General features: G+C 72.5%; 21 protein-coding genes. 14 read left to right on the top strand and 7 right to left on the bottom strand.

The window, feature by feature from the left end:
• The first annotated feature begins 37 nt into the window (after positions 1-37).
• Positions 38-922, top strand: a complete 885-nt coding sequence (locus tag Actkin_RS07205; protein ID WP_258906449.1) for a bile acid:sodium symporter family protein — start codon at positions 38-40, stop codon at positions 920-922.
• Here the strand turns inward: Actkin_RS07205 and Actkin_RS07200 are convergent.
• The 3 genes from Actkin_RS07200 to Actkin_RS07190 all read right to left on the bottom strand — a co-directional run bounded on the left by Actkin_RS07200 (position 877) and on the right by Actkin_RS07190 (position 4,333).
• Positions 877-1,326 (bottom strand): HEAT repeat domain-containing protein, encoded by a 450-nt coding sequence (locus Actkin_RS07200; RefSeq protein ID WP_258906448.1) that lies wholly within the window; start codon positions 1,324-1,326, stop codon positions 877-879. The two genes, Actkin_RS07205 and Actkin_RS07200, sit on opposite strands and share 46 nt — an antisense overlap.
• 10 nt (positions 1,327-1,336) lie before the next feature.
• Complete coding sequence (locus tag Actkin_RS07195; protein ID WP_258906447.1) at positions 1,337-3,028, bottom strand: FG-GAP repeat domain-containing protein; 1,692 nt, start codon at positions 3,026-3,028, stop codon at positions 1,337-1,339.
• Positions 3,029-3,133: 105 nt separating this feature from the next.
• Positions 3,134-4,333: a cytochrome P450 gene (locus Actkin_RS07190; protein WP_258906446.1), complete on the bottom strand. Its 1,200-nt coding sequence runs from the start codon at positions 4,331-4,333 to the stop codon at positions 3,134-3,136.
• A 55-nt stretch (positions 4,334-4,388) separates the two neighbouring features.
• Between Actkin_RS07190 and Actkin_RS07185 the strand changes: the two genes are divergently transcribed.
• Complete coding sequence (locus Actkin_RS07185) at positions 4,389-4,997, top strand: TetR family C-terminal domain-containing protein (protein WP_258906445.1); 609 nt, start codon at positions 4,389-4,391, stop codon at positions 4,995-4,997.
• A 74-nt stretch (positions 4,998-5,071) separates the two neighbouring features.
• Here the strand turns inward: Actkin_RS07185 and hemW are convergent, their stop codons facing one another.
• Complete coding sequence (gene hemW / locus Actkin_RS07180; RefSeq protein ID WP_258906444.1) at positions 5,072-6,286, bottom strand: radical SAM family heme chaperone HemW; 1,215 nt, start codon at positions 6,284-6,286, stop codon at positions 5,072-5,074.
• Between the two features lie 181 nt (positions 6,287-6,467).
• Here hemW and Actkin_RS32705 point away from each other — a divergent pair, with 181 nt between their 5' ends.
• The 11 genes from Actkin_RS32705 (at position 6,468) to Actkin_RS07130 (ending at position 15,785) form a co-directional block, all read left to right on the top strand.
• Positions 6,468-6,557, top strand: a complete 90-nt coding sequence (locus Actkin_RS32705) for a putative leader peptide (RefSeq protein ID WP_396122944.1) — start codon at positions 6,468-6,470, stop codon at positions 6,555-6,557.
• 116 nt (positions 6,558-6,673) lie between these two features.
• Positions 6,674-8,356, top strand: a complete 1,683-nt coding sequence (locus tag Actkin_RS07175) for a nitrite/sulfite reductase (RefSeq protein WP_258906442.1) — start codon at positions 6,674-6,676, stop codon at positions 8,354-8,356.
• The gene (locus tag Actkin_RS07170) at positions 8,353-8,520 is read left to right on the top strand and encodes an Insertion element protein (RefSeq protein ID WP_189212072.1); all 168 of its coding nucleotides are present in this window, start codon (positions 8,353-8,355) and stop codon (positions 8,518-8,520) included. Before Actkin_RS07175 ends, Actkin_RS07170 begins: the two co-directional genes overlap by 4 nt.
• A complete protein-coding gene (locus tag Actkin_RS07165) occupies positions 8,517-9,200 on the top strand; it encodes a phosphoadenylyl-sulfate reductase (RefSeq protein ID WP_258906441.1) in 684 nt (227 codons plus the stop codon). The genes Actkin_RS07170 and Actkin_RS07165 overlap by 4 nt, the downstream gene beginning before the upstream one ends.
• A gap of 6 nt (positions 9,201-9,206) precedes the next feature.
• Positions 9,207-10,115 carry a sulfate adenylyltransferase subunit CysD gene (cysD, locus tag Actkin_RS07160; protein WP_258906440.1) on the top strand — a complete coding sequence of 303 codons (909 nt, stop codon included), beginning with the start codon at positions 9,207-9,209 and terminating at the stop codon, positions 10,113-10,115.
• 1 nt (position 10,116) lies between these two features.
• Positions 10,117-11,421 (top strand): sulfate adenylyltransferase subunit CysN, encoded by a 1,305-nt coding sequence (locus Actkin_RS07155; RefSeq protein WP_189212075.1) that lies wholly within the window; start codon positions 10,117-10,119, stop codon positions 11,419-11,421.
• Positions 11,421-12,461 carry an ABC transporter substrate-binding protein gene (locus Actkin_RS07150; protein ID WP_258907877.1) on the top strand — a complete coding sequence of 347 codons (1,041 nt, stop codon included), beginning with the start codon at positions 11,421-11,423 and terminating at the stop codon, positions 12,459-12,461. Before Actkin_RS07155 ends, Actkin_RS07150 begins: the two co-directional genes overlap by 1 nt.
• Positions 12,462-12,490: 29 nt before the next feature.
• Positions 12,491-13,279, top strand: a complete 789-nt coding sequence (locus Actkin_RS07145) for an ABC transporter ATP-binding protein (protein WP_189212077.1) — start codon at positions 12,491-12,493, stop codon at positions 13,277-13,279.
• Positions 13,266-14,135: an ABC transporter permease gene (locus Actkin_RS07140; RefSeq protein WP_189212078.1), complete on the top strand. Its 870-nt coding sequence runs from the start codon at positions 13,266-13,268 to the stop codon at positions 14,133-14,135. The genes Actkin_RS07145 and Actkin_RS07140 overlap by 14 nt, the downstream gene beginning before the upstream one ends.
• A complete protein-coding gene (locus Actkin_RS07135; RefSeq protein ID WP_258906439.1) occupies positions 14,132-14,872 on the top strand; it encodes a sirohydrochlorin chelatase in 741 nt (246 codons plus the stop codon). The genes Actkin_RS07140 and Actkin_RS07135 overlap by 4 nt, the downstream gene beginning before the upstream one ends.
• Positions 14,873-15,161: 289 nt before the next feature.
• Positions 15,162-15,785 (top strand): cyclase, encoded by a 624-nt coding sequence (locus tag Actkin_RS07130; RefSeq protein ID WP_189212079.1) that lies wholly within the window; start codon positions 15,162-15,164, stop codon positions 15,783-15,785.
• Positions 15,786-15,989: 204 nt separating this feature from the next.
• Here the strand turns inward: Actkin_RS07130 and pip (Actkin_RS07125) are convergent, their stop codons facing one another.
• Entirely contained in the window at positions 15,990-16,919 is a 930-nt protein-coding gene (gene pip, locus Actkin_RS07125) for a prolyl aminopeptidase (protein ID WP_258907876.1), read from the bottom strand.
• A complete protein-coding gene (pip, locus tag Actkin_RS07120; protein ID WP_309569120.1) occupies positions 16,919-17,884 on the bottom strand; it encodes a prolyl aminopeptidase in 966 nt (321 codons plus the stop codon). Before pip (Actkin_RS07120) ends, pip (Actkin_RS07125) begins: the two co-directional genes overlap by 1 nt.
• A gap of 40 nt (positions 17,885-17,924) precedes the next feature.
• On the opposite strand from pip (Actkin_RS07120), the gene Actkin_RS07115 reads away from it, so the two are divergent.
• On the top strand, positions 17,925-18,437 hold the full coding sequence (locus Actkin_RS07115) for a MarR family winged helix-turn-helix transcriptional regulator (RefSeq protein WP_229787093.1): 513 nt from the start codon (positions 17,925-17,927) through the stop codon (positions 18,435-18,437).
• Here Actkin_RS07115 and Actkin_RS07110 read toward each other — a convergent pair.
• Complete coding sequence (locus Actkin_RS07110) at positions 18,388-19,161, bottom strand: enoyl-CoA hydratase family protein (protein ID WP_189212081.1); 774 nt, start codon at positions 19,159-19,161, stop codon at positions 18,388-18,390. The two genes, Actkin_RS07115 and Actkin_RS07110, sit on opposite strands and share 50 nt — an antisense overlap.
• Positions 19,162-19,191 lie beyond the last annotated feature (30 nt).

The following is a 19,191-nucleotide window of genomic DNA, read 5'->3' as shown; positions in this document are numbered from 1 at the left end:
GTCCGAATCTTCAGACCCCCTCGGTGAAGGAGCCGCCATGGAAGCCTCGTCCACGCTGACCACGGTCTTCCTGCCGATCGCGCTGGCGATCGTCATGTTCGGCCTCGGACTGCACCTGACCGTGGCGGACTTCACGCGGGTGGCGAAGGTGCCCAAGGCGGCGCTGCTCGCGCTGGGCACCCAGATCCTGGTGCTGCCTGCGGTGTGCCTGGGCCTGGTGCTGGCCTTCGAGCTCGACCCGGTGCTGGCGGTGGGCATGATGCTGCTGGCCGCGTCGCCGGGCGGGACGACGGCGAACATCTTCAGCCACCTCGCGGGCGGGGACGTCGCGCTGAACATCACGCTGACGGCGATCAACTCCGTGCTCGCGGTGGTGACGCTGCCGGTCGTGGTGAACCTCTCCATCGCCGGGTTCCTCGACGCCGACACCGCCATCGGGCTGCAGCCTGCCAAGATGCTGCAGGTGTTCGCGATCGTGCTGGTGCCGGTGGCGATCGGCATGGTCGTCCGCAGGCGGTGGCCGGAGTTCGCCGAGCGGATGACCAGGCCGGTGAAGATCGCCTCGGTCGTGGTGCTGGCCGCGGTCATCGTCGGCGCGATGGTCGCCGAGCGGGAGAACCTCCTCGACTACCTGCGGTCGGTCGGCCTGGTGTCGCTGCTGCTGGTGGTGTGCAGCCTGGGCCTGGGGTACGCCGTGCCCCGGCTCGCGCGGGTCGAGCCGAGGCAGGCGATCGCGTCGTCGTTCGAGGTGGGCATCCACAACTCGACGTTGGCCATCACCATCGCGCTGTCCCCGGCGCTGCTGGACAACGCCACGATGGCCGTGCCCGCCGCGGTCTACGGGGTGGTCATGTTCATCCCGGCCGCGATCGTGGCCTACTGGGTGGGCGGCAGGAGGCGCGCGGCGGTGTCGCGCACGTAGTCCTCCGGGTCCTCCTCGGCCGCCCGCCGCACCCTGGCGGTGAGCGCGGGCGAGTCGGCGGCGGCGACCGAGCCGATGGCGACCTTGCGCACGCCGGGGTCCTCGTCGTCGAGGAGGGTCTCGCCGACGCGCTCGAAGTCGTCGACGGCGAGGTTGCGCAGCGCGGCCGCCGCGGCGACGCGCAGGACCGGGTCGCCGCGCCCGGCGGCGGCGGAGACGATCGCGGCCGAGCCGTCCCCGCCGATGACGCTGGCCAGGTAGACGGCCTTGGACGCGAGCATGGTGTCCGCGCCCGCGGCGAGTTCGGCCAGGTGGGGCAGTGCGTCCGGGCCGAGTGCGGCAGCCTCGGCGTAGTCGACCTCCTCGGCGTCGAGGCGGCGCCGAACATCCCGCATGGTGACCATGTCGTGCTCCTTATTCGGCGTGGGTGAGGGTGCTGTCCTTCATCTCGATGACTTCCATCGGGATGAGGTCGGGCGGCGGGTTGGTGATGTTGGCCGTGCCGCCGCCGGTCATGAGGCGGTTGCTGTCGGCGACGTGGCCGAGGCCGAGCACGTGGCCGACCTCGTGGGCCAGCGTCCACTGGGTGGCGCCCTGGGCGACGACGGCGCTGGGCCTGCCCGGCGGGTGGGCCGCGCAGCCGTTGGTCGGCGGGACGGTGGAGCGCACGAAGTAGACGACCACGTCGCCGGGCGCGACGCCGACGCGGTTGCCGAACAGCGCGTTCTGCTCGGCGGTGGTCTCCCCGCGCACGCAGCGGCCGATGTCGAGGTCGTCGAGCGCGGGCGCGGTGAGCCGTTCGGTGCTGACCCGGTGCACGCGGATGCCGACGGCCTCGTAGACCTGCTGCATCGCCGTCAGCATCCGGTCGATGGGCACGGTGGGGTCGGTGAGCACCTTGACGTGCACGCGGATCACCTCGGTGCCGATGCCGACGTGGTTCGCCCCGGTGTGGAGCAGCCAGTCGCCAAGCCGGGTGCCGTTGGCGGCGAGCGTCAGCGCGGTGCAGGTGGCGCCCGTCTGCTTGAGCACGCCGATGCCCCACGGGCTGGTGACGACGATCTCGGCCTTCCCGTCGCGGTCGAGGTCGCCGACCATGTCGAAGCGGTTGTCCTCGGTGTTGAGCAGCCAGCCGCCGAAGCGGGTCCCGTTCGGCGCCATGACGGGCGCGGTCAGCGTGCCGCCGCTCAGTTCGAGCATGCCGACGCCCCACGGGCTGGCCACGAGGATCTCGGGCCTGCCGTCGCCGTCGAAATCGGCGACCGGGCCGAACCGGTTGTCGGCGGTGTTCAGCAGCCACCCGCCGAAGCGGGTCCCGTTGGGGGCCATCATCTTCGGGGCGAGGGTGCTGCCCGCGCGGGCCAGGATGCCGATGCCCCACGGGCTGGTGACCATGACCTCGGGCCGCCCGTCGCCGTCGAAGTCGCCGACGTTGGCGAAGTGGTTGTCCGCGGTGTTGAGCAGCCAGCCGCCGAAGCGGGTCCCGTTCGGCGCCATGACGGGCGCGGTCAGCGTGCCGCCGCTCAGTTCGAGCACGCCCAGGCCCCAGGGGCTGGTGACGAGGAGTTCGTCCCTGCCCCCGCCGCCGAAGTCGCCGACCGGGCCGAAGCGGTTGTCGGCGGTGTTGAGCAGCCAGCCGCCGAAGCGGGTCCCGTTGGGAGCCATCATGAGGACGGAGAACGTGCCGCCGGTGAGTTTGAGGATGCCGATCCCCCACGGGCTGGTGATCAGCACCTCCGCCCGGCCGTCGCCGTCGAAGTCGCCGACCGGGCCGAACCGGTTGTCGGCCGTGTTCAGCAGCCACCCGCCGAAGCGGGTTCCGTTGGGGGCCATGAGGATCGAGGTGAAGGCGGCGCCGTCGCGCTTGAGCACGCCGATGCCCCACGGGCTGGAGACCAGGATCTCCTGCCTGCCGTCGCCGTCGAGGTCGGCCTGGACCTCGAAGCGGTTGTCGGCGGTGTTGAGCAGCCAGCCGCCGAACCTGGTGCCGTTCGCGGCCATGACGGGGGAGGTGAGCGTGCCGCCGGTCAGTTCGAGCACGCCGAGACCCCAGGGGCTGGTGATGGGGATCTCGGCTCTGCCGTCCCCGGTGAAGTCGCCGTTCATGCGGGTACCGCCTCTCGCTGGGATGACAACCAAGAGGCGGGCGCGGCGGCGGCGGATACGGCGAAGGGCGGATAGGGGCCTTTGGTCCCTACCCGCCCTTCGTGCCTAGACGGAGACGGGGACGCGCGCGGCGCCGCGCAGGTTGATGCGGCCGTTCCACTCGATCTCGCCCGCCTGGGCCAGGTTCGGGCAGCGGGCGACCAGCCGCCCGATGGCGACCTGGGCCTCCATGCGGGCCAGCGCCGCGCCGAGGCAGTGGTGCGGGCCCGCGCCGAAGGAGACGTGCAGGCGGGCGTCGCGGCGGTCGAGGCGCAGCGTGTCGGCGTCGGGTCCCCAGAAGCGCTCGTCGCGGTTGGCCGACGCCTGGCCGAGCAGGACGAAGCTGCCAGCGGGGATCTCCCGGTCCGCGACGGTCACCGGCCGGGTGGTGACGCGCCTGCCGGACTGCACCGGGCTGTCGTAGCGCAGGAACTCCTCGACGGCGTTGCCGATCAGCTCCGGCGTCTCGCGCAGCGCGCGCAGCTGATCGGGGTGGCGCAGCAGCGCGACGACGCCGTTGGAGATCAGGTTGACCGTGGTCTCGTGGCCCGCGACGTAGAGCAGGACGACCTGGGCGACGAGTTCGTCGTCGTCGAGGACGTCGCCGTCCTCCTCGGCGCGGACGAGGGCGGTGAGCAGGTCGTCGGCGGGCTCCGCGCGCTTGGCGGCGATGGCCTCGCGGCACAGCGCGGACAGCTCGGCGTCGGCGTCGCGGATGCGGCTGACGAGGTCGGGGTCGGCGATGGGCTCCAGGGAGCGCACGAGGGTGCCGGTGAGGTCGCGGACCCGCTCGGCGTCGGCCAGCGGCATGCCCAGCATCTCGTTGATCACCGCGAACGGCAGCGGGAAGGCGAGCTCGGCGACGACGTCTCCGCCGCAGGAGAGCCGGTCGACGGCCTCGTCGACGAGCTCGGTGATGCGCGGGCGCAGGCCCTCGATCGCCCTCGGGGTGAACACTTTGGACACCAGCCTGCGCAGCCGGGTGTGGTCGGGCGGGTCGCGGTCGAGCATGGACAGCCCGCCGCCGCGCAGGCTCGCCTCGCCCTCGCCGCGGATCGAGTCGCGGACCGGGTGCGGGGCGAGGTGGCGCTGCTCGACGGAGAGGTTGGCCCGCAGCAGGTCGGCGACCTCGTCGTGGCGGGAGACGAACCAGAAGCCCATGGGGTGCTCCTGGACCGGGTCGGCGTCGCGCAGCTCCCGGTAGTGCGGGTAGGGATCGTCGGTGAACCCGGGCATGAACGGGTTGAAGAGCAGCATCTCAGTCATATCCACCTACCCCACGTCGGTTACATACGCTGTGTATGTGGCTACCGTACACCGCATGCCCGCCATCAGGAGCCGCCGCGAGCAGTACTCCGAGGCGACCCGGGCCGCGATCCTGGACGCGGCCACCCGGCGGTTCGCCACCTCGGGGTTCGCCGCCACCGGCCTCGAGGACGTCGCCGCCGACATCCAGGCCACGCGGGGGGCGGTCTACCACCACTTCGCCAGCAAGAAGGCGCTGTTCGAGGCCGTGCTGGAGGAGCAGGAGGTCATCGGCTTCCGCCGGATCGAGCGCGCGCGGGCGGCCGCGTCGGACCCGTGGCAGGGCGCGATGGCGGCGATGGAGGCCTTCCTCGACCAGTGCCTCGACCCGGTCTACAGCCGCATCGTCTGGCAGGAGGGCCCGATCGCGTTGGGCTGGCAGGCGTGGCAGGAGTCGGAGAAGAAGTACGCCTACGCCCACATCGCCGAGATCCTCGCCGAGCTGGTCGGGGCGGGCCTGCTGAGCCCGCTGCCCGAGGAGACCGCCACGCACGTCTGCTTCACGATGCTGGGCTCGGCGGGCATGGCCCTGGCCCAGGCCGACCCGGCGGACCAGCCCCGCCTCCGCGCGGAGTACGGCGACGTGTTCCGCCGGATGCTCGCGGGCCTGCGCGCCACCGGCTAGCAGGCCGCCAAGGCCGGACCGGCGCATCCGTGACGGGGACTTCGCCGCGAAGGGCGCGCCGAGCGTGGCCGGTCCTAGGTCAGCCGCCGGACTACGGCGTCGGCGAGGAGACGGCCCGCGTCGGTCAGGACGCAGCGGCCCTCGGCCAGAGCGGCGGCGTCGAGGAGGCCGTCGAGCGCGGCCTGATCGGCCTCGGCTCGGCCCGAGCGGTCCAGGACGTCGGCGGGGAGGCCGTCGGCGAGGCGGAGTTCCAGCAGGATCCGCTCGATCCGCTGGTCGTCGGGCGAGAGGGTCTCGCGGGCCGCGGCCGGGGAGACGCCGTCGGCCAGGGCGGCAGCGTAGCGGGCGGGGTGCTTGACGTTCCACCAGCGCACGCCGCCCACGTGGCTGTGCGCGCCCGGGCCGACGCCCCACCAGTTGTCGCCGCGCCAGTACAGGAGGTTGTGGTGGCACCGGGCCTCCGGCGACGACGCCCAGTTGGAGACCTCGTACCACGTCAGCCCCGCCGCGGTCAGCGCCGCGTCGACCTGCTCGTAGCGGTCGGCCAGCACGTCGTCGTCGGGCATGGGCAGTTCGCCTCGGCGGACGCGGCGGGCCAGGGCGGTGCCGTCCTCGACGATCAGCGCGTAGGCCGACACGTGGTCCACGCCCGCGGCCAGCACGGCGTCGAGGGAGAGCGCGAGGTCGGCGGCCGATTCCCCCGGCGTGCCGTAGATCAGGTCCAGGTTGACGTGCTCGAAGCCCGCCGCCCGCGCCTCACGGGCCGCGGTGACCGCGCGGCCGGGGGTGTGGTTGCGGTCGAGCACCTTCAGCACGTGCGGGGCCGCCGACTGCATGCCCAGCGAGACGCGGGTGTAGCCCGCGGCGCGCAGGTCGGCGAAGAACCCCGGCGACGTCGACTCCGGGTTGGCCTCTGTCGTCACCTCCGCGCCGTCGGCCAGGCCGACCGTCGAGCGCACGAGGTCCAGAACGGACGCCAGACCGGCCGCGCCGAGCAGCGACGGCGTGCCCCCGCCGACGAACACCGTGGACGCGCGCGGGGCGTCCGGGAGGACCCGGGCGGCCAGCTCCAGCTCCCGCCCCACGGCCGCCAGCCAGGACGACGGCGACGCCGAGCCGCCCAACTCCCCCGGCGTGTAGGTGTTGAAATCGCAGTACCCGCAGCGGGTGGCGCAGAACGGGACATGGACATAAATCCCGAATGACCGCGTCACCGCCGATGTGAGCGCGCTAACAGGCAGCGCCCCGTCTGCGGGCGCCGGATCACCGTCGGGAAGGACTGAGGGCACCCATTTATGGTCTCATCCGGCAAAAGACCGTACATTCCCACCCACCCTGACCGGAGAGAAATGTACGGTCAATACGCCGGAAACCATGATCTGCCAGTCGGCCTGCGGAAACGCAAGCCGGACCAGGGGCGTCCCAGCATGCGGATGACGGTGGACCACACCCTGGACGCGTGGCAGTCTGATGACCATGTCAGCAGCGACCGAAGTCCGCCTCGTGGCCCGCCGCCACGTGGATTTCCGTCGTGTCGCCAGCGCGATGTGCCGTCACTGACCTATTTCCCCTGTCTCGCATTCAGCAGGCGTGGGCGCGCTGGTTAACTGTGACAATCCCCACCGGATGTCCGCAGGTCCCTGCCGCGTGAGCGCCCCGACCCGGAGGACTAACCGGTGTCTCCCACCACCACCCCCTCGCCCGCAAAGCGCGCGCGCCGTGGCGAGGGCCAATGGGCGCTCGGCTACCGCGAGCCGCTGAATCCGAACGAGCGGTCCAAGAAGGACGACAACCCGCTCAACGTCCGCGCGCGCATCGAGAACATCTACGCCCACGGCGGCTTCGACAGCATCGACCCCGGCGACCTGCGCGGCCGGTTCCGCTGGTACGGCCTCTACACCCAGCGCAGGCCCGGCATCGACGGCGGCCGCACCGCGACCCTGGAGCCCGAGGAGCTCGACGACGAGTTCTTCATGCTGCGCGTGCGCCTCGACGGCGGCGCGGTGACCACCGAGCAGCTGCGGGTCATCGGCGAGCTGTCCAAGACCTACGCCCGCGACACCGCCGACATCACCGACCGGCAGAACATCCAGTACCACTGGATCCGCATCGAGGACATGCCCGCGATCTGGCAGCGCCTGGAGGGCGCTGGCATGACCACGATGGAGGCCTGCGGGGACTCCCCGCGCGTCATCCTCGGCTCGCCGGTCGCCGGGATCGCCCAGGACGAGATCGTCGACGGCACCCCGGCCATCGACGCGATCCGCGAACGGTTCATCGGCAACCCGGACTTCGCCAACCTGCCGCGCAAGTTCAAGACCGCGATCTCCGGCCTGCCCGACGTCGCCCACGAGATCCACGACGTGGCCTTCGTCGGCGTGGTGCACCCCGAGCACGGCCCGGGCTTCGACGTGTGGGTCGGGGGCGGCCTGTCGACCAACCCGATGCTCGGCCAGCGCCTCGGCGCGTGGGTGCCGCTGGACGAGGTGCCGGACGTCTTCGGCGCGGTGATCAGCGTCTTCCGCGACTACGGCTACCGCCGCCTGCGCAACCGCGCCCGCATCAAGTTCCTGGTCAAGGACTGGGGCGCGGCGCGGTTCCGCGAGGTCATGGAGGAGAAGTACCTGGGCCGCAAGCTGGTCGACGGCCCGGCGCCGGAGATCCCCGCGATCCCGGTCGACCACGTCGGCGTGCACCGGCAGAAGGACGGCCGCTACTACGTCGGCGCCGCCCCCATCGCGGGCCGGGTGTCCGGCTCCATCCTGGTCGAGGTCGCCGAGGCCGCCGAGCGCGCCGGGTCGCGGCGGGTGCGGTTCACCCCGCAGCAGAAGCTGGTCGTGCTGGACGTGCCCGAGGCCGAGGTAGACGGCCTGCGCGCCGACCTGGCCGCCCTGGGCCTGCAGGTGGACCCCTCGCCGTGGCGGCGGGGCGTGATGGCCTGCACCGGCATCGAGTTCTGCAAGCTGGCCATCGTCGAGACCAAGGCCCGCGCGCACGACCTGGTGGCCGACCTGGAGCACCGGCTCAAGGACATCACCGACGGCATCACCGCGCCGATCTCGGTGCACATCAACGGCTGCCCGAACTCCTGCGCCCGCATCCAGACCGCCGACATCGGGCTCAAGGGCCAGATCGTCACCGACGACGCGGGCAGCCAGGTCGAGGGCTTCCAGGTGCACCTGGGCGGCGGCCTCGGCCTGGACGCGGGCTTCGGCAAGAAGCTGCGCGGGCACAAGGTGGTCGCCAGCGAGCTGTCGGCCTACGTCGAGCGGGTGGTGCGCAACTTCGTCGCCGAGCGCACCGCGGACGAGCGCTTCGCCCAGTGGGTGGCGCGCACCGACGAGGCGAATCTGCGATGAGCGAGCGGGCTGTTCCCTACCACTGCCCGTTCTGCGGGGAGGAGGACCTGCGGCCGCACGACGAGCCGCACGCCTCCTGGGCCTGCATGGGGTGCAGGCGGGTGTTCACGGTGAAGTTCGCCGGTCTGCTGATCGGCGACACGACTGCGGGGGTGAACGCATGACCGATCCGCGGGTGCTGGCCGAGAAGGCCGAGCGGGAACTGGCGGACGCCACGGCGGCCGAGGCGCTGGCCTGGACGGCGGAGACCTTCGGCGACAGCTTCATCGTCGCCTCCAACATGCAGGACGCGGTGCTGATCGACCTGGCCTACCGGGTCAAGAAGGACATCGACATCCTGTTCCTGGAGACCGGCTACCACTTCGCCGAGACGATCGGCGTGCGCGACGCGGTGGACCTGGTCTACCCGGAGGCGCGGATCGTCACCGCGGAGGCCGAGCAGTCGGTCGCCGAGCAGGAGGCCGAGTTCGGGCTGCTCAACAAGACCGACCCGACCAAGTGCTGCTTCCTGCGCAAGGTCGTGCCGCTGCAGCGGACGCTGAAGAACTACGACGCCTGGGTCACCGGCGTGCGCCGGGTCGACGCGCCGACGCGGGCGAACACCCCGATCGTGCAGTGGGACGAGCGCAACGGGCTGGTGAAGGTCAACCCGATCGCGCCGTGGACCGACGAGGAGTTCAGCGCCTACATCGCCGAGCACGGGATCCTGGAGAACCCGCTGGTCGGCGAGGGTTACCTGTCCATCGGCTGCGCGCCGTGCACCAGCAAGCCGCTGCCGGGGCAGGACGCGCGCAGCGGCCGCTGGGCGGGCCAGGCCAAGACCGAGTGCGGACTGCACGGGTAGGGAGACATGACACTCACCGACATCCGCTTGGACGCCCTTGACCGGCTGGAATCCGAGGCGGTGCACATCTTCCGCGAGGTCGCGGGCGAGTTCGACCGCCCGGTGATCCTGTTCTCCGGCGGCAAGGACTCCACCGTCCTGCTGCACCTGGCGGTCAAGGCGTTCTGGCCTGCGCCCGTGCCGTTCCCGCTGCTGCACGTCGACACCGGCCACAACCTGGACGAGGTCATCGAGTTCCGCGACCGCACCGTCGAGCGCTACGGGCTGCGGCTGCACGTGGCCAGCGTGCAGGACTACATCGACGACGGCCGCCTCGCCGAGCGCGCCGACGGCACCCGCAACCCGCTGCAGACCGTGCCGCTGCTGGACGCGATCACGAACAACAGGTTCGACGCCGTCTTCGGCGGCGGTCGGCGCGACGAGGAGCGCGCGCGGGCCAAGGAGCGGATCTTCAGCCTGCGCAACGCCTTCGGCCAGTGGGAGCCGCGCCGCCAGCGCCCGGAGCTGTGGAACCTCTACAACGGCCGCCACAAGCCCGGCGAGCACGTGCGGGTGTTCCCGCTGTCGAACTGGACCGAGCTGAACGTCTGGCGCTACATCGAGCGCGAGCGCATCGACCTGCCGCAGATCTACTACGCCCACCAGCGGCAGGTGTTCAAGCGTGACGGCATGTGGCTCACCCCCGGCCCCTGGTTCGGCCCGGCCGACGGCGAGGAGCTGGTGACCAAGACCGTCCGGTACCGCACGGTCGGCGACGGCTCGTGCACCGGCGCGGTGGAGTCCGACGCGGCCGACATCGCCGCCGTGATCGCCGAGGTGTCGGCCAGCAGGCTCACCGAGCGCGGCGCGACCCGCGCCGACGACCGGCTGTCCGAGGCCGCCATGGAAGACCGCAAGCGGGAGGGCTACTTCTAAGATGAGCGGGCTTGCGAGTGACTCAACCACCCAGCGCGACCTGCTGAGGCTCGCCACGGCGGGCAGCGTCGACGACGGCAAGTCGACGCTGGTCGGGCGGCTTCTCTACGACACCAAGTCGGTCCTGGCCGACCAGCTCGACGCCGTGCACCGGGCCAGCGTCGACAAGGGACTGTCCACCCCGGACCTATCGCTGCTGGTCGACGGGCTGCGCTCCGAGCGCGAGCAGGGCATCACCATCGACGTCGCCTACCGCTACTTCGCCACGCCCGCGCGGACGTTCGTGCTCGCCGACACCCCCGGCCACGTGCAGTACACCCGCAACACGGTGACCGGCGCGTCCACGGCGCAGCTGGCGATCCTGCTGGTCGACGCGCGCAAGGGCGTCGTCGAGCAGACCCGCCGCCACGCCGCCGTGCTGGCCCTGCTGGGCGTGCCCCGGCTGGTGCTGGCGGTCAACAAGATCGACCTGGTGGACTACGACGAGGCGGCCTTCGCCGTCATCGCCAAGGAGTTCGAGGCGCACGCCCAGGCCCTGGGCTACTCCCCGGACGCGGTCCGCACGATCCCCGTCTCCGCGCTCGTGGGCGACAACGTCGTGGACCGCTCGGCGAACACGCCCTGGTACTCCGGCCCGACGCTGCTGGAGCACCTGGAGACCGTGCCGGTCGAGCCCGACCCGCACGACGCGGCGTTCCGGTTCCCCGTGCAGTACGTCGTCCGCACGAACACCGCCGAGCACCCCGACTACCGCGGCTACGCTGGCCAGGTCGCGGCGGGCACCATCCGCCCCGGCGACGAGGTCGTCGTGCTGCCGTCGGGCCGCACGAGCACGGTCAGCCGGATCGACACCCCCGACGGCGAGCTGTCCGAGGCGGTGGCGGGCCAGTCGGTCACGCTGCTGCTGGCCGACGACATCGACATCACCCGCGGCGACCTCATCGCGCCCGTCGCGGCGGCCCCCGCGGTGTCCGACGAGTTCGACGCGACGCTGGCCTGGCTCGGCGACAAGCCGCTGCGCCCCGGCGCGCGGGTGCTGGTCAAGCACGGCACGCGGACCGTGCAGGCGCTCATCGGCGAGCTGGCCGCCCGCTTCGACGAGCAGACGCTGGCCACGGTGGACGGTCCGGAGTCGCTGGAGCTGAACGAGATCGGCCGGGTGCGGGTGCGCACGGCGGAGCCGCTGCCGCTCGACGACTACACCGCCGTCCGCCGCACGGGCGCGTTCCTGGTCATCGACGCCGCCGACGGCACGACGCTGGCCGCGGGCCTGGTCGGCGCGAGCCTGGTCTCGTCGGGGCCGTGATGCGGACGCTGGCCGCCTTCCTCGCCCTGGTGCTGCTGGTCTCCGGATGCACCCGGGTCCAGCGCACCGAGGCGTGGGAGCGCGGGCCGGTGCCCGACCGGGGTCCGGCCGCCGAGCTGCGGCTGGGCTTCTTCCCCAACGTCACCCACGCCTCGGCGCTGATCGGCCTGGAGAAGGGCTTCTTCGCCGACGAGCTGGGCGCGACGACGCTGGTGCCGACGAAGTTCACCGACGGCGCGACCGAGGTCTCGGCGTTCCTCGGCGGGTCGCTGGACGCGGGCTTCATCGGCTCCGGCCCGGCGCTGAACGCCTTCGCCAAGTCCGACGGCCGGGCCGTGCGGCTGGTGGCGGGGGCGACATCGGGCGGCGCGCAGCTGGTGACCACCCCCGACATCGACTCCCCCGACGACCTCGCCGGGCGCGTCGTCGTCACCCCGGCGCTGGGCAACACGCAGGACATCGCGCTGAAGACGTGGCTGGTCGAGACCGGGCTCGACGGCCGGGTCGAGGTGACCAACCGCGACCCGGCGCAGACGTTCGCCGCCTTCACCAAGGGCGAGGTGCAGGCCGCGTGGCTGCCCGAACCCTGGGCGTCGCGGCTGGTGCTGGACGCGGGCGCGCGGGTGCTGCTCGACGAGGCCGCGCTGTGGCCGGGCGGGCGGTTCCCCACGACCGTGCTGCTGGTCCGCGCGCAGTTCCTCGCCGAGCACCCGCAGACCGTGCGCGCGCTGCTGCGCGGCCTGCTCGCCGCCGAGTCCTGGGCCGCCGAGCACCCGGCCGAGGCGCGGACCGCGGTGAACGACCAGCTCGCCGAGCTGACCGGCAAGCCGCTGAGCGGGCCGGTGATCGAGCGGGCCTTCGCCGGGATCCAGCTCAGCCACGACCCGATCGTCACCGCCTTCCCCGAACTGGCCAGGGACGCCGTGACCGCGGGCATCGCCCTGCGGCCGGTGGACCTGGCCGGGTTCGCCGACCTGACCGCACTGAACACCGAACTCGCCGCACTCGGCCGCCCGGCCGTGCGCGACGCACTGAACTAGCCAGCCGGAACTAGGAACCTGGAGCACCGATGACCGCCACGCTCGCGGCCACCTCCGCGGCCACCGAGACCGACGCCGTTGTCCGCATGAGCGGGGTCCGCAAGGTCTTCGGGCACGGTCCGCGCGCGGTCACCGCGCTGGACGGGATCGACCTGGCGGTGGCGCCCGGGGAGTTCGTCTGCCTGCTCGGCGCCTCCGGCTGCGGCAAGACGACCGTGCTGAACATGATCGCGGGCCTCGACCGGCCCAGCAGCGGCGACATCGAGCTGACCACGACCCGTCCCGCCGTCATGTTCCAGGAGGCCGCGCTCATGCCGTGGCTGACCGCCGCGCGCAACGTGGAGCTGCCGCTGCGGCTGGCGGGCGTGAAGCGGACCGAGCGGCGGGCGCGGACGCTGGAGCTGCTGGACCTGGTGCGGCTGGGCGGCGCTGGCGACAAGCGCCCGCACGAGCTCTCCGGCGGCATGCGGCAGCGCGTGGCGCTGGCGCGCGCGCTGGCGTCGGCGTTGCAGGGCAACAACGGCGAGGCGTCGTCGCTGCTGCTCATGGACGAGCCGTTCTCCGCGCTGGACGCCATCACCCGCGACGTCCTGCAGGGCGAGCTGCTGCGCGTGTGGGAGGCGACCGGGACCGCGGTCGTGTTCGTGACCCACGACGTGCGCGAGGCCGTCCGCCTGGGCCAGCGCGTGGTGCTGCTGTCGTCGAAGCCCGGGCGGGTCGTGCAGCAGTGGTCCGTCGCCGACGCGCCGGAGGCCGAGCTCACCGAGGAGATCAACGGCCGCCTGCGCGAGGTGATCAGCAGCCATGCCGCGGCCTGACACCGTCGCCGCCCCTGCCGATTCCGTCGGCGCGGGCCTCGACGCCCTGGACACCCCCGTCGCCGCAGGCCGCCAGCGCAGGCTGCTGCGCGCCGTGGTCGCCCCGGTGATCGCCCTGACGCTGGTCGTGGCGGTCTGGCAGTTCCTGTGGTCGCGGGCGTACTGGCCGGAGTACCAGCTGCCCGCTCCGCTGGACGTCTGGCGGCAGATCACCCGGATCGTCGGCACCGGCGAGGTGTGGGAGTTCCTCTGGGTGTCGGTGCACCGGGCGGTGATCGGGTTCCTGATCTCGCTGGCCGTCGCCACCCCGCTCGGCCTGCTGCTGGCGAAGGTCCCGCTGGTCAGGGCCGCCATCGGGCCGCTGATCTCGGGCCTGCAGTCGCTGCCGTCGGTGGCCTGGGTGCCCGCGGCGGTGCTGTGGTTCGGGCTGAACGACGCGGCGATCTACACCGTCGTGCTGCTGGGCGCGGTGCCGTCCATCGCCAACGGGCTGGTGGCGGGCATCGACCAGATCCCGCCGATCCTGCCGAGGGTCGGGAAGGTGCTGGGGGCAGGCCGGTTCGACACCGCCCGGCACATCCTGCTGCCCGCTGCGCTGCCGGGGTACCTGGCCGGGCTCAAGCAGGGGTGGGCGTTCTCGTGGCGCTCGCTGATGGCCGCCGAGCTGATCGCGACCTCGCCTGCGCTGGGCTTCGGGCTGGGCCAGTACCTGCACAACGCGATGGCGCTGTCGGACATGTCGATGGTCATCGCGGGCATCCTGCTGATCTTCTTCGTCGGGGTGGGGATCGAACTGCTGGTGTTCCGGCCGCTGGAGCGGGCCGTGCTGCGCTCGCGCGGGCTGGGGGCGCTGTGATCCCGCTCGTGGCCGTCGCGCACGGCAGCCGTGATCCCCGCTCGGCAGCGACCGTGGCCGACCTGCTGGACGTCGTGCGCGAGCGCGCGCCGGGGCTGGACGTGCGGGGCGCGTTCCTCGACCTGTCGGCCCCCCGGCTGATCGACGTCCTGGGCGCGCTGGCCGACGAGGGCCACCACCGGCTCGTGGTGGCGCCGCTGCTGCTCGGCCGGGCGTTCCACGCCCGGGTCGACCTGCCCGCGCTGCTGGCCGAGGCCGCCGAGGCGCACCCGGGCCTTGCGGTGTCGGTCGCCGACGTGCTCGGGCCGTCCGCCCTGCTGGAGGCGGCGGCGCTGCGGCGGCTGGCCGACGCGGGCGTCGAGCCCGGCGACCCGGGGCTGGGCGTCGTGCTGGCCGCCATCGGGTCGTCGCACGCGCCCGCCAACGCGCGGGTGGCGGAGGTCGCCCGGCGCTGGGCGCGGACGCACGGCTGGGCCGGGGTGGCGCCCGCGTTCGCGTCGGCGACCGCGCCGGACGTGCCGACGGCGATCGCCCGGCTGCGGGCCAGGGGGGCGCGCCGGATCGCGGTGGCGTCGTGGTTCCTGGCGCCGGGGCTGCTGCCGGACAAGGTGGCCGCGCAGGCGCTCGCTGTCGACCCGAGCGCGCGGATCGCGCCGCCGATGGGCAACGCCGTCGAGGTGGCCGACCTGGTCGTGGAGCGCTACACGGCGGCGTGGGAGTTCGCCAGGACCGCGTGAGCGTTGGGGTAAACGGGGGTAACACATAACCACCCACCCGGAGCCGCGGCCGACGCCCTGGGTCGATCGGACTGGGCCTGTCGGGGGACGGGCATGTCGGTCCATTCGGTGGCCGATCACCGACGTGGCCCAAACGGGGCATGATCAAAGAAGCGGACGGTCCGCGGCGGGCGGGCGCCGCGATCTTGTCACGGATGGCCAATTCTTGACCTGACGTCTACTCGCAAGTAACTATCGGTCTGCCGCGGCGCTCCAACCCTTGTCCCCCAAGCGATCCGAGGTAACCCTGATGAAACCTGTCCCCCGTCGCACCCTGTCCGCCCTCGCCATGGCGGCGGCGGCGCTGGTCGCCTTCGCCCCGACCGCCGTCGCCGTGCCGCACACGGCCAACTTCGCCTGCGAGGGCGACAGCCCGATGGGCGCCCAGCACTTCGACTTCGCGCAGGACGCCGAGGTCACCGCGCCCGCCACCGTCTCCCCCGGCGCCGGGTTCACCATCGTCATCGACCCCGCCCCCAACACCATCCCGTCGTCGGTCAACGGCTACACCGTGCGCCGGGTGCAGAACCTCGCGCTGAAGGTGCCGATCCCGGCCAACTCGACCTACGTCTCCGCCACGCTGTCCGGCGGGTCCAATGTGGGCACTACCAACATCAGCGTCAGCAACGGGATCGCCACCATCACCGCGAGCGGCCCGATCAACGGTGGGGCGACGTTCGAGCTGCCGACGGTGACCGCCCGGCTCACGGCCGGGAGCTCCGGGACGATCGAGACGAAGCTGTACGGCACCAGCTACAGCAACCCGGGCCTGACCTTCACCGCGGTCGTCGCGACGTTCCTCGGCAACGTCAACGTCCCGACCAGGTGCTACCCCAACCCCAACCCGGTGATCACCACGACCACCATCGCCTGACCGAAGGAGACTGGTCCCGCGCGGGCAGCCCGGTGCCCGCGCGGGACCACCCGCGTCAGATCCCCGCAGTGCCTGACGATCCAGTGCCCGACACCCCCACCGCCCGACAGCTGCTGGTGACCAGGTCGCCCGCCGGGGTCACGATGGCGGGGATCTTCCCGAGGGGACACCGGTTCGACGACCTCCGCACGGTCGCGCTCGAATCTAGGCGAACTCGGCGAACGCCCGCAGCAACCGGTTGCGCATGGTCGGGCTGGCCGAGTGGCCCGAGTCCGCGATGACCTCCAGGGTCGCGTCCGGCCAGGCCTGGGCGAGGTCCCACGCCGTGTCGAGCGGGCTGCTCAGGTCGTGCCTGCCGTGGATCAGCACGCCGGGGATGCCTGCCAGCTTCCCCGCCTCCCGCAGCAGGATCCCCTCCTCCAGGAACGCGCCCCGGGAGAAGTAGTGGGCGCACAGGCGGGCGAAGCACAGCTCCGCGGCGTCCAGCGGGTGCTCGACCAGATCCGCGTGCGGCTCCAGGGAGATGACCGTGTCCTCCCACCGCAACCACTCCGCCGCGGCCGAGCGCTGGGTCGCCGGGTCGGCGAGCAGGCGGTCGTATGTGGACAGCACCTCCCCGATCGGCGCGCCCGGCGCCACCGCGCAGAACCGTTGGCGCGCCTCGGGGAAGTAGCGGCCGACCCCGTGGTAGAGCCACTCGATCTCCCGGCGGCGCGTCGTCGTCACGTCGATGATCACCAGTTCGGTGACGCGGGACGGGTGCGCCTGGGCGTAGGCCAGGGCCAGGGTCGAGCCCCACGAGCCGCCGCTGACCAGCCAGCGGTCGATGCCCAGGTGCTCGCGCAGCTTCTCGATGTCGGCGACGAGGTTCTGGGTGGTGTTCGCGGACAGGTCCACGCCCGGGTCGGCCGCGTGCGGGGTGCTGCGGCCGCAGTTGCGCTGGTCGAACAACACGGCCCGGTACTTGGCCGGGTCGAACCACCGGCGGTGCTTCTCCGTGCAGCCACCGCCGGGGCCGCCGTGGGCGAAGACCGCGGGCTTGCCCGCCGGATCGCCCACCACCTCCCAGTAGACCCGGTCGCCGTCGCCGACGTCGAGCATGCCGCTGTCGTGCGGCTCGATGGGCGGGAACATCACGCGAAGTCCCGGTACGCGCGCAGGAACGCGTCGCGGGCGGCCGGGCTGCCGGTGTGGCCCGCGTCCTCGATGACCTCCAGCCGCGCGTCCGGCCACGCCTGGGCGAGGTCCCACGCCACCTCCAGCGGGCCGCCCAGGTCGTGCCTGCCGTGGATGAGCACGGCCGGGATGCCCGCGAGCCTGCCCGCCTCCCGCAGCAGGACGCCCTCGTCGAGGAACGCGCCGTTGCCGAAGTAGTGCGCGCAGATCCGCACGAAGCAGACCTGGCGCTGGTCGAACCGGTTGCTGTAGGCGCCCGGGGTCCCGTGGGGCTCCAGGGAGATGACCGTGTCCTCCCAGCGCAGCCACTCCGCGGCCGCGTGCTCGCGGACGGCCTGGTCCGGGTCGGCGGTCAGCGCGCCGTAGGCGTTCAGGATGTCCTCGATGGGCGCGTCCTCGGGCACGTGCGACACCACCGAGTGGAACCGCCGCCACTCCCCCGGGAAGAACCGCCGCACGCCCCGGTAGAGCCAGTCGGTGTCCGAGCGCCGGGTGACCGTCACCGCGATGATCACCATCTCGGTGACCCGCTGGGGGTGCGCCTGGGCGTAGGCCAGCGCCAGGGTCGACCCCCAGGACGCGCCGCTGACGAGCCAGCGGTCGACGCCCAGGTGCTCGCGCAGCTTCTCGATGTCGGCGATCAGGTTCTGCGTCGTGTTGGTCGACAGGTCGACGGCCGGGTCCACCGCGTTGGGCGTGCTGCGGCCGCAGTTGCGCTGGTCGAACAGGATCGCCCGGTACTTCTGCGGGTCGAACCAGCGGCGCTGGTTGATCGAGCAGCCCGAGCCGGGCCCGCCGTGCAGGTACACCAGCGGCTTGCCGTCGGGGTTGCCGACGGCCTCCCAGTAGATGTGGTTCCCGCCCCCGACGTCGAGCATCCCGCTGTCGTGGGGCTCGATGGGCGGGTGCAACTCCAGCAGCATGGTGTCCTCCCAGATCTGTAAGGGCTGTTATATTAGCACTGTGACATCTCCGGAGTTCCTGGGCACCCGGCTGCGCCATCTGCTGGAGCGCCTGGAGGGCGCGGTCGCCGAGGTCTACGACGACCTCGGCCTCAGCTGGTTCCGACCGCGCTTCACGGCCTACATCAGGGAGCTGAGCGCGAACCCGCGCTCGATCAAGGAACTGGCCGAGGCCGTCGGCGTGACGCACTCGGCGGCCAGCCAGACGGTGGCGCAGCTGGTGAAGGACGAGCTGGCCACGCTGGAACCGGGGCGCGACGCCCGGCAGCGGATCGTGCGGCTCACCCCGGCCGCCGAGCGGCTGCTGCCCGTCCTGCACGCGGAGTGGGCGGCGACCGCCCGGGCGGCGCGCGAGGTGGAGGGCGAGTTGTCAGCGCCGCTGAGCGCGGTGGTCGAAGAGATGATCGCGGCACTGGACCGCAGATCGATGCGGGAGCGGATCGGCGCGGCCGACCCGGAGCTGATCAGTCGGTGGGGACCCAGCGCGCGGGACGCTTCTGGGCGAACGCGCTGATGCCCTCCTGGCCCTCCTCGCTGGCGAAGTACCGCGCCGACAGCGCGAGCATCTCGGCGAAGTCGGAGGACATGTCCGACGGGCGCTCGCGCCGCAGGATCGCCTTGGTGGCCGACAGCGCGTTCGGCCCGCCGAGGGCGAGCATCCCGGTGTAGCGGTCCACCTCGGCGTCCAGCCGCTCGGCGGGCACGGCCGAGTTGATCAGGCCGATCTGCACGGCCCGCTCGGCGTCGAACTTCTCCCCGGTCAGGAACAGCTCGTGCGCCGCGCGCGGCAGCAGGCGCGGCAGGACGGTCACCGAGATGATCGCGGGCACCACGCCGATGCGGACCTCGGTGAAGGCGAAGGTCGCGTCGGCGGCGGCCACGGCGATGTCGGCGGCGGCGACGATGCCCACCCCGCCCGCGCGGGCCGGTCCGGCCAGCTTGGCCACGACCGGCTTCGGGCTGGTCCAGATCTGCTCCAGGATCGCCGGGAACTCGTTGACGCCCTGGTCGGCAGCGGACGCGCCGCCCGCCTCCTTGAGGTCCATGCCCGCGCAGAACACCGGGCCGGTGTGGTCGAGCACGATCACCCGCACCGACTCGTCCTCGACCGCGGCGCCCAGGTGCGCCCGCAGCTCCCGGCGCAGCTGCGCGGAGAGCGCGTTGCGGTTGTGCGGGGAGTCCAGCGTGATCCGGGCCACGCCGCGGGCGATCTCGTAGTGCACCAACTCATCAGCCATGGTCCGCACCCTAACCACCGCGCGTTCGAC

Source organism: Actinokineospora sp. UTMC 2448, assembly GCF_024760565.1.
Lineage (GTDB): Bacteria > Actinomycetota > Actinomycetes > Mycobacteriales > Pseudonocardiaceae > Actinokineospora > Actinokineospora fastidiosa.
This window is presented reverse-complemented; position numbering and strand designations above follow the sequence as displayed.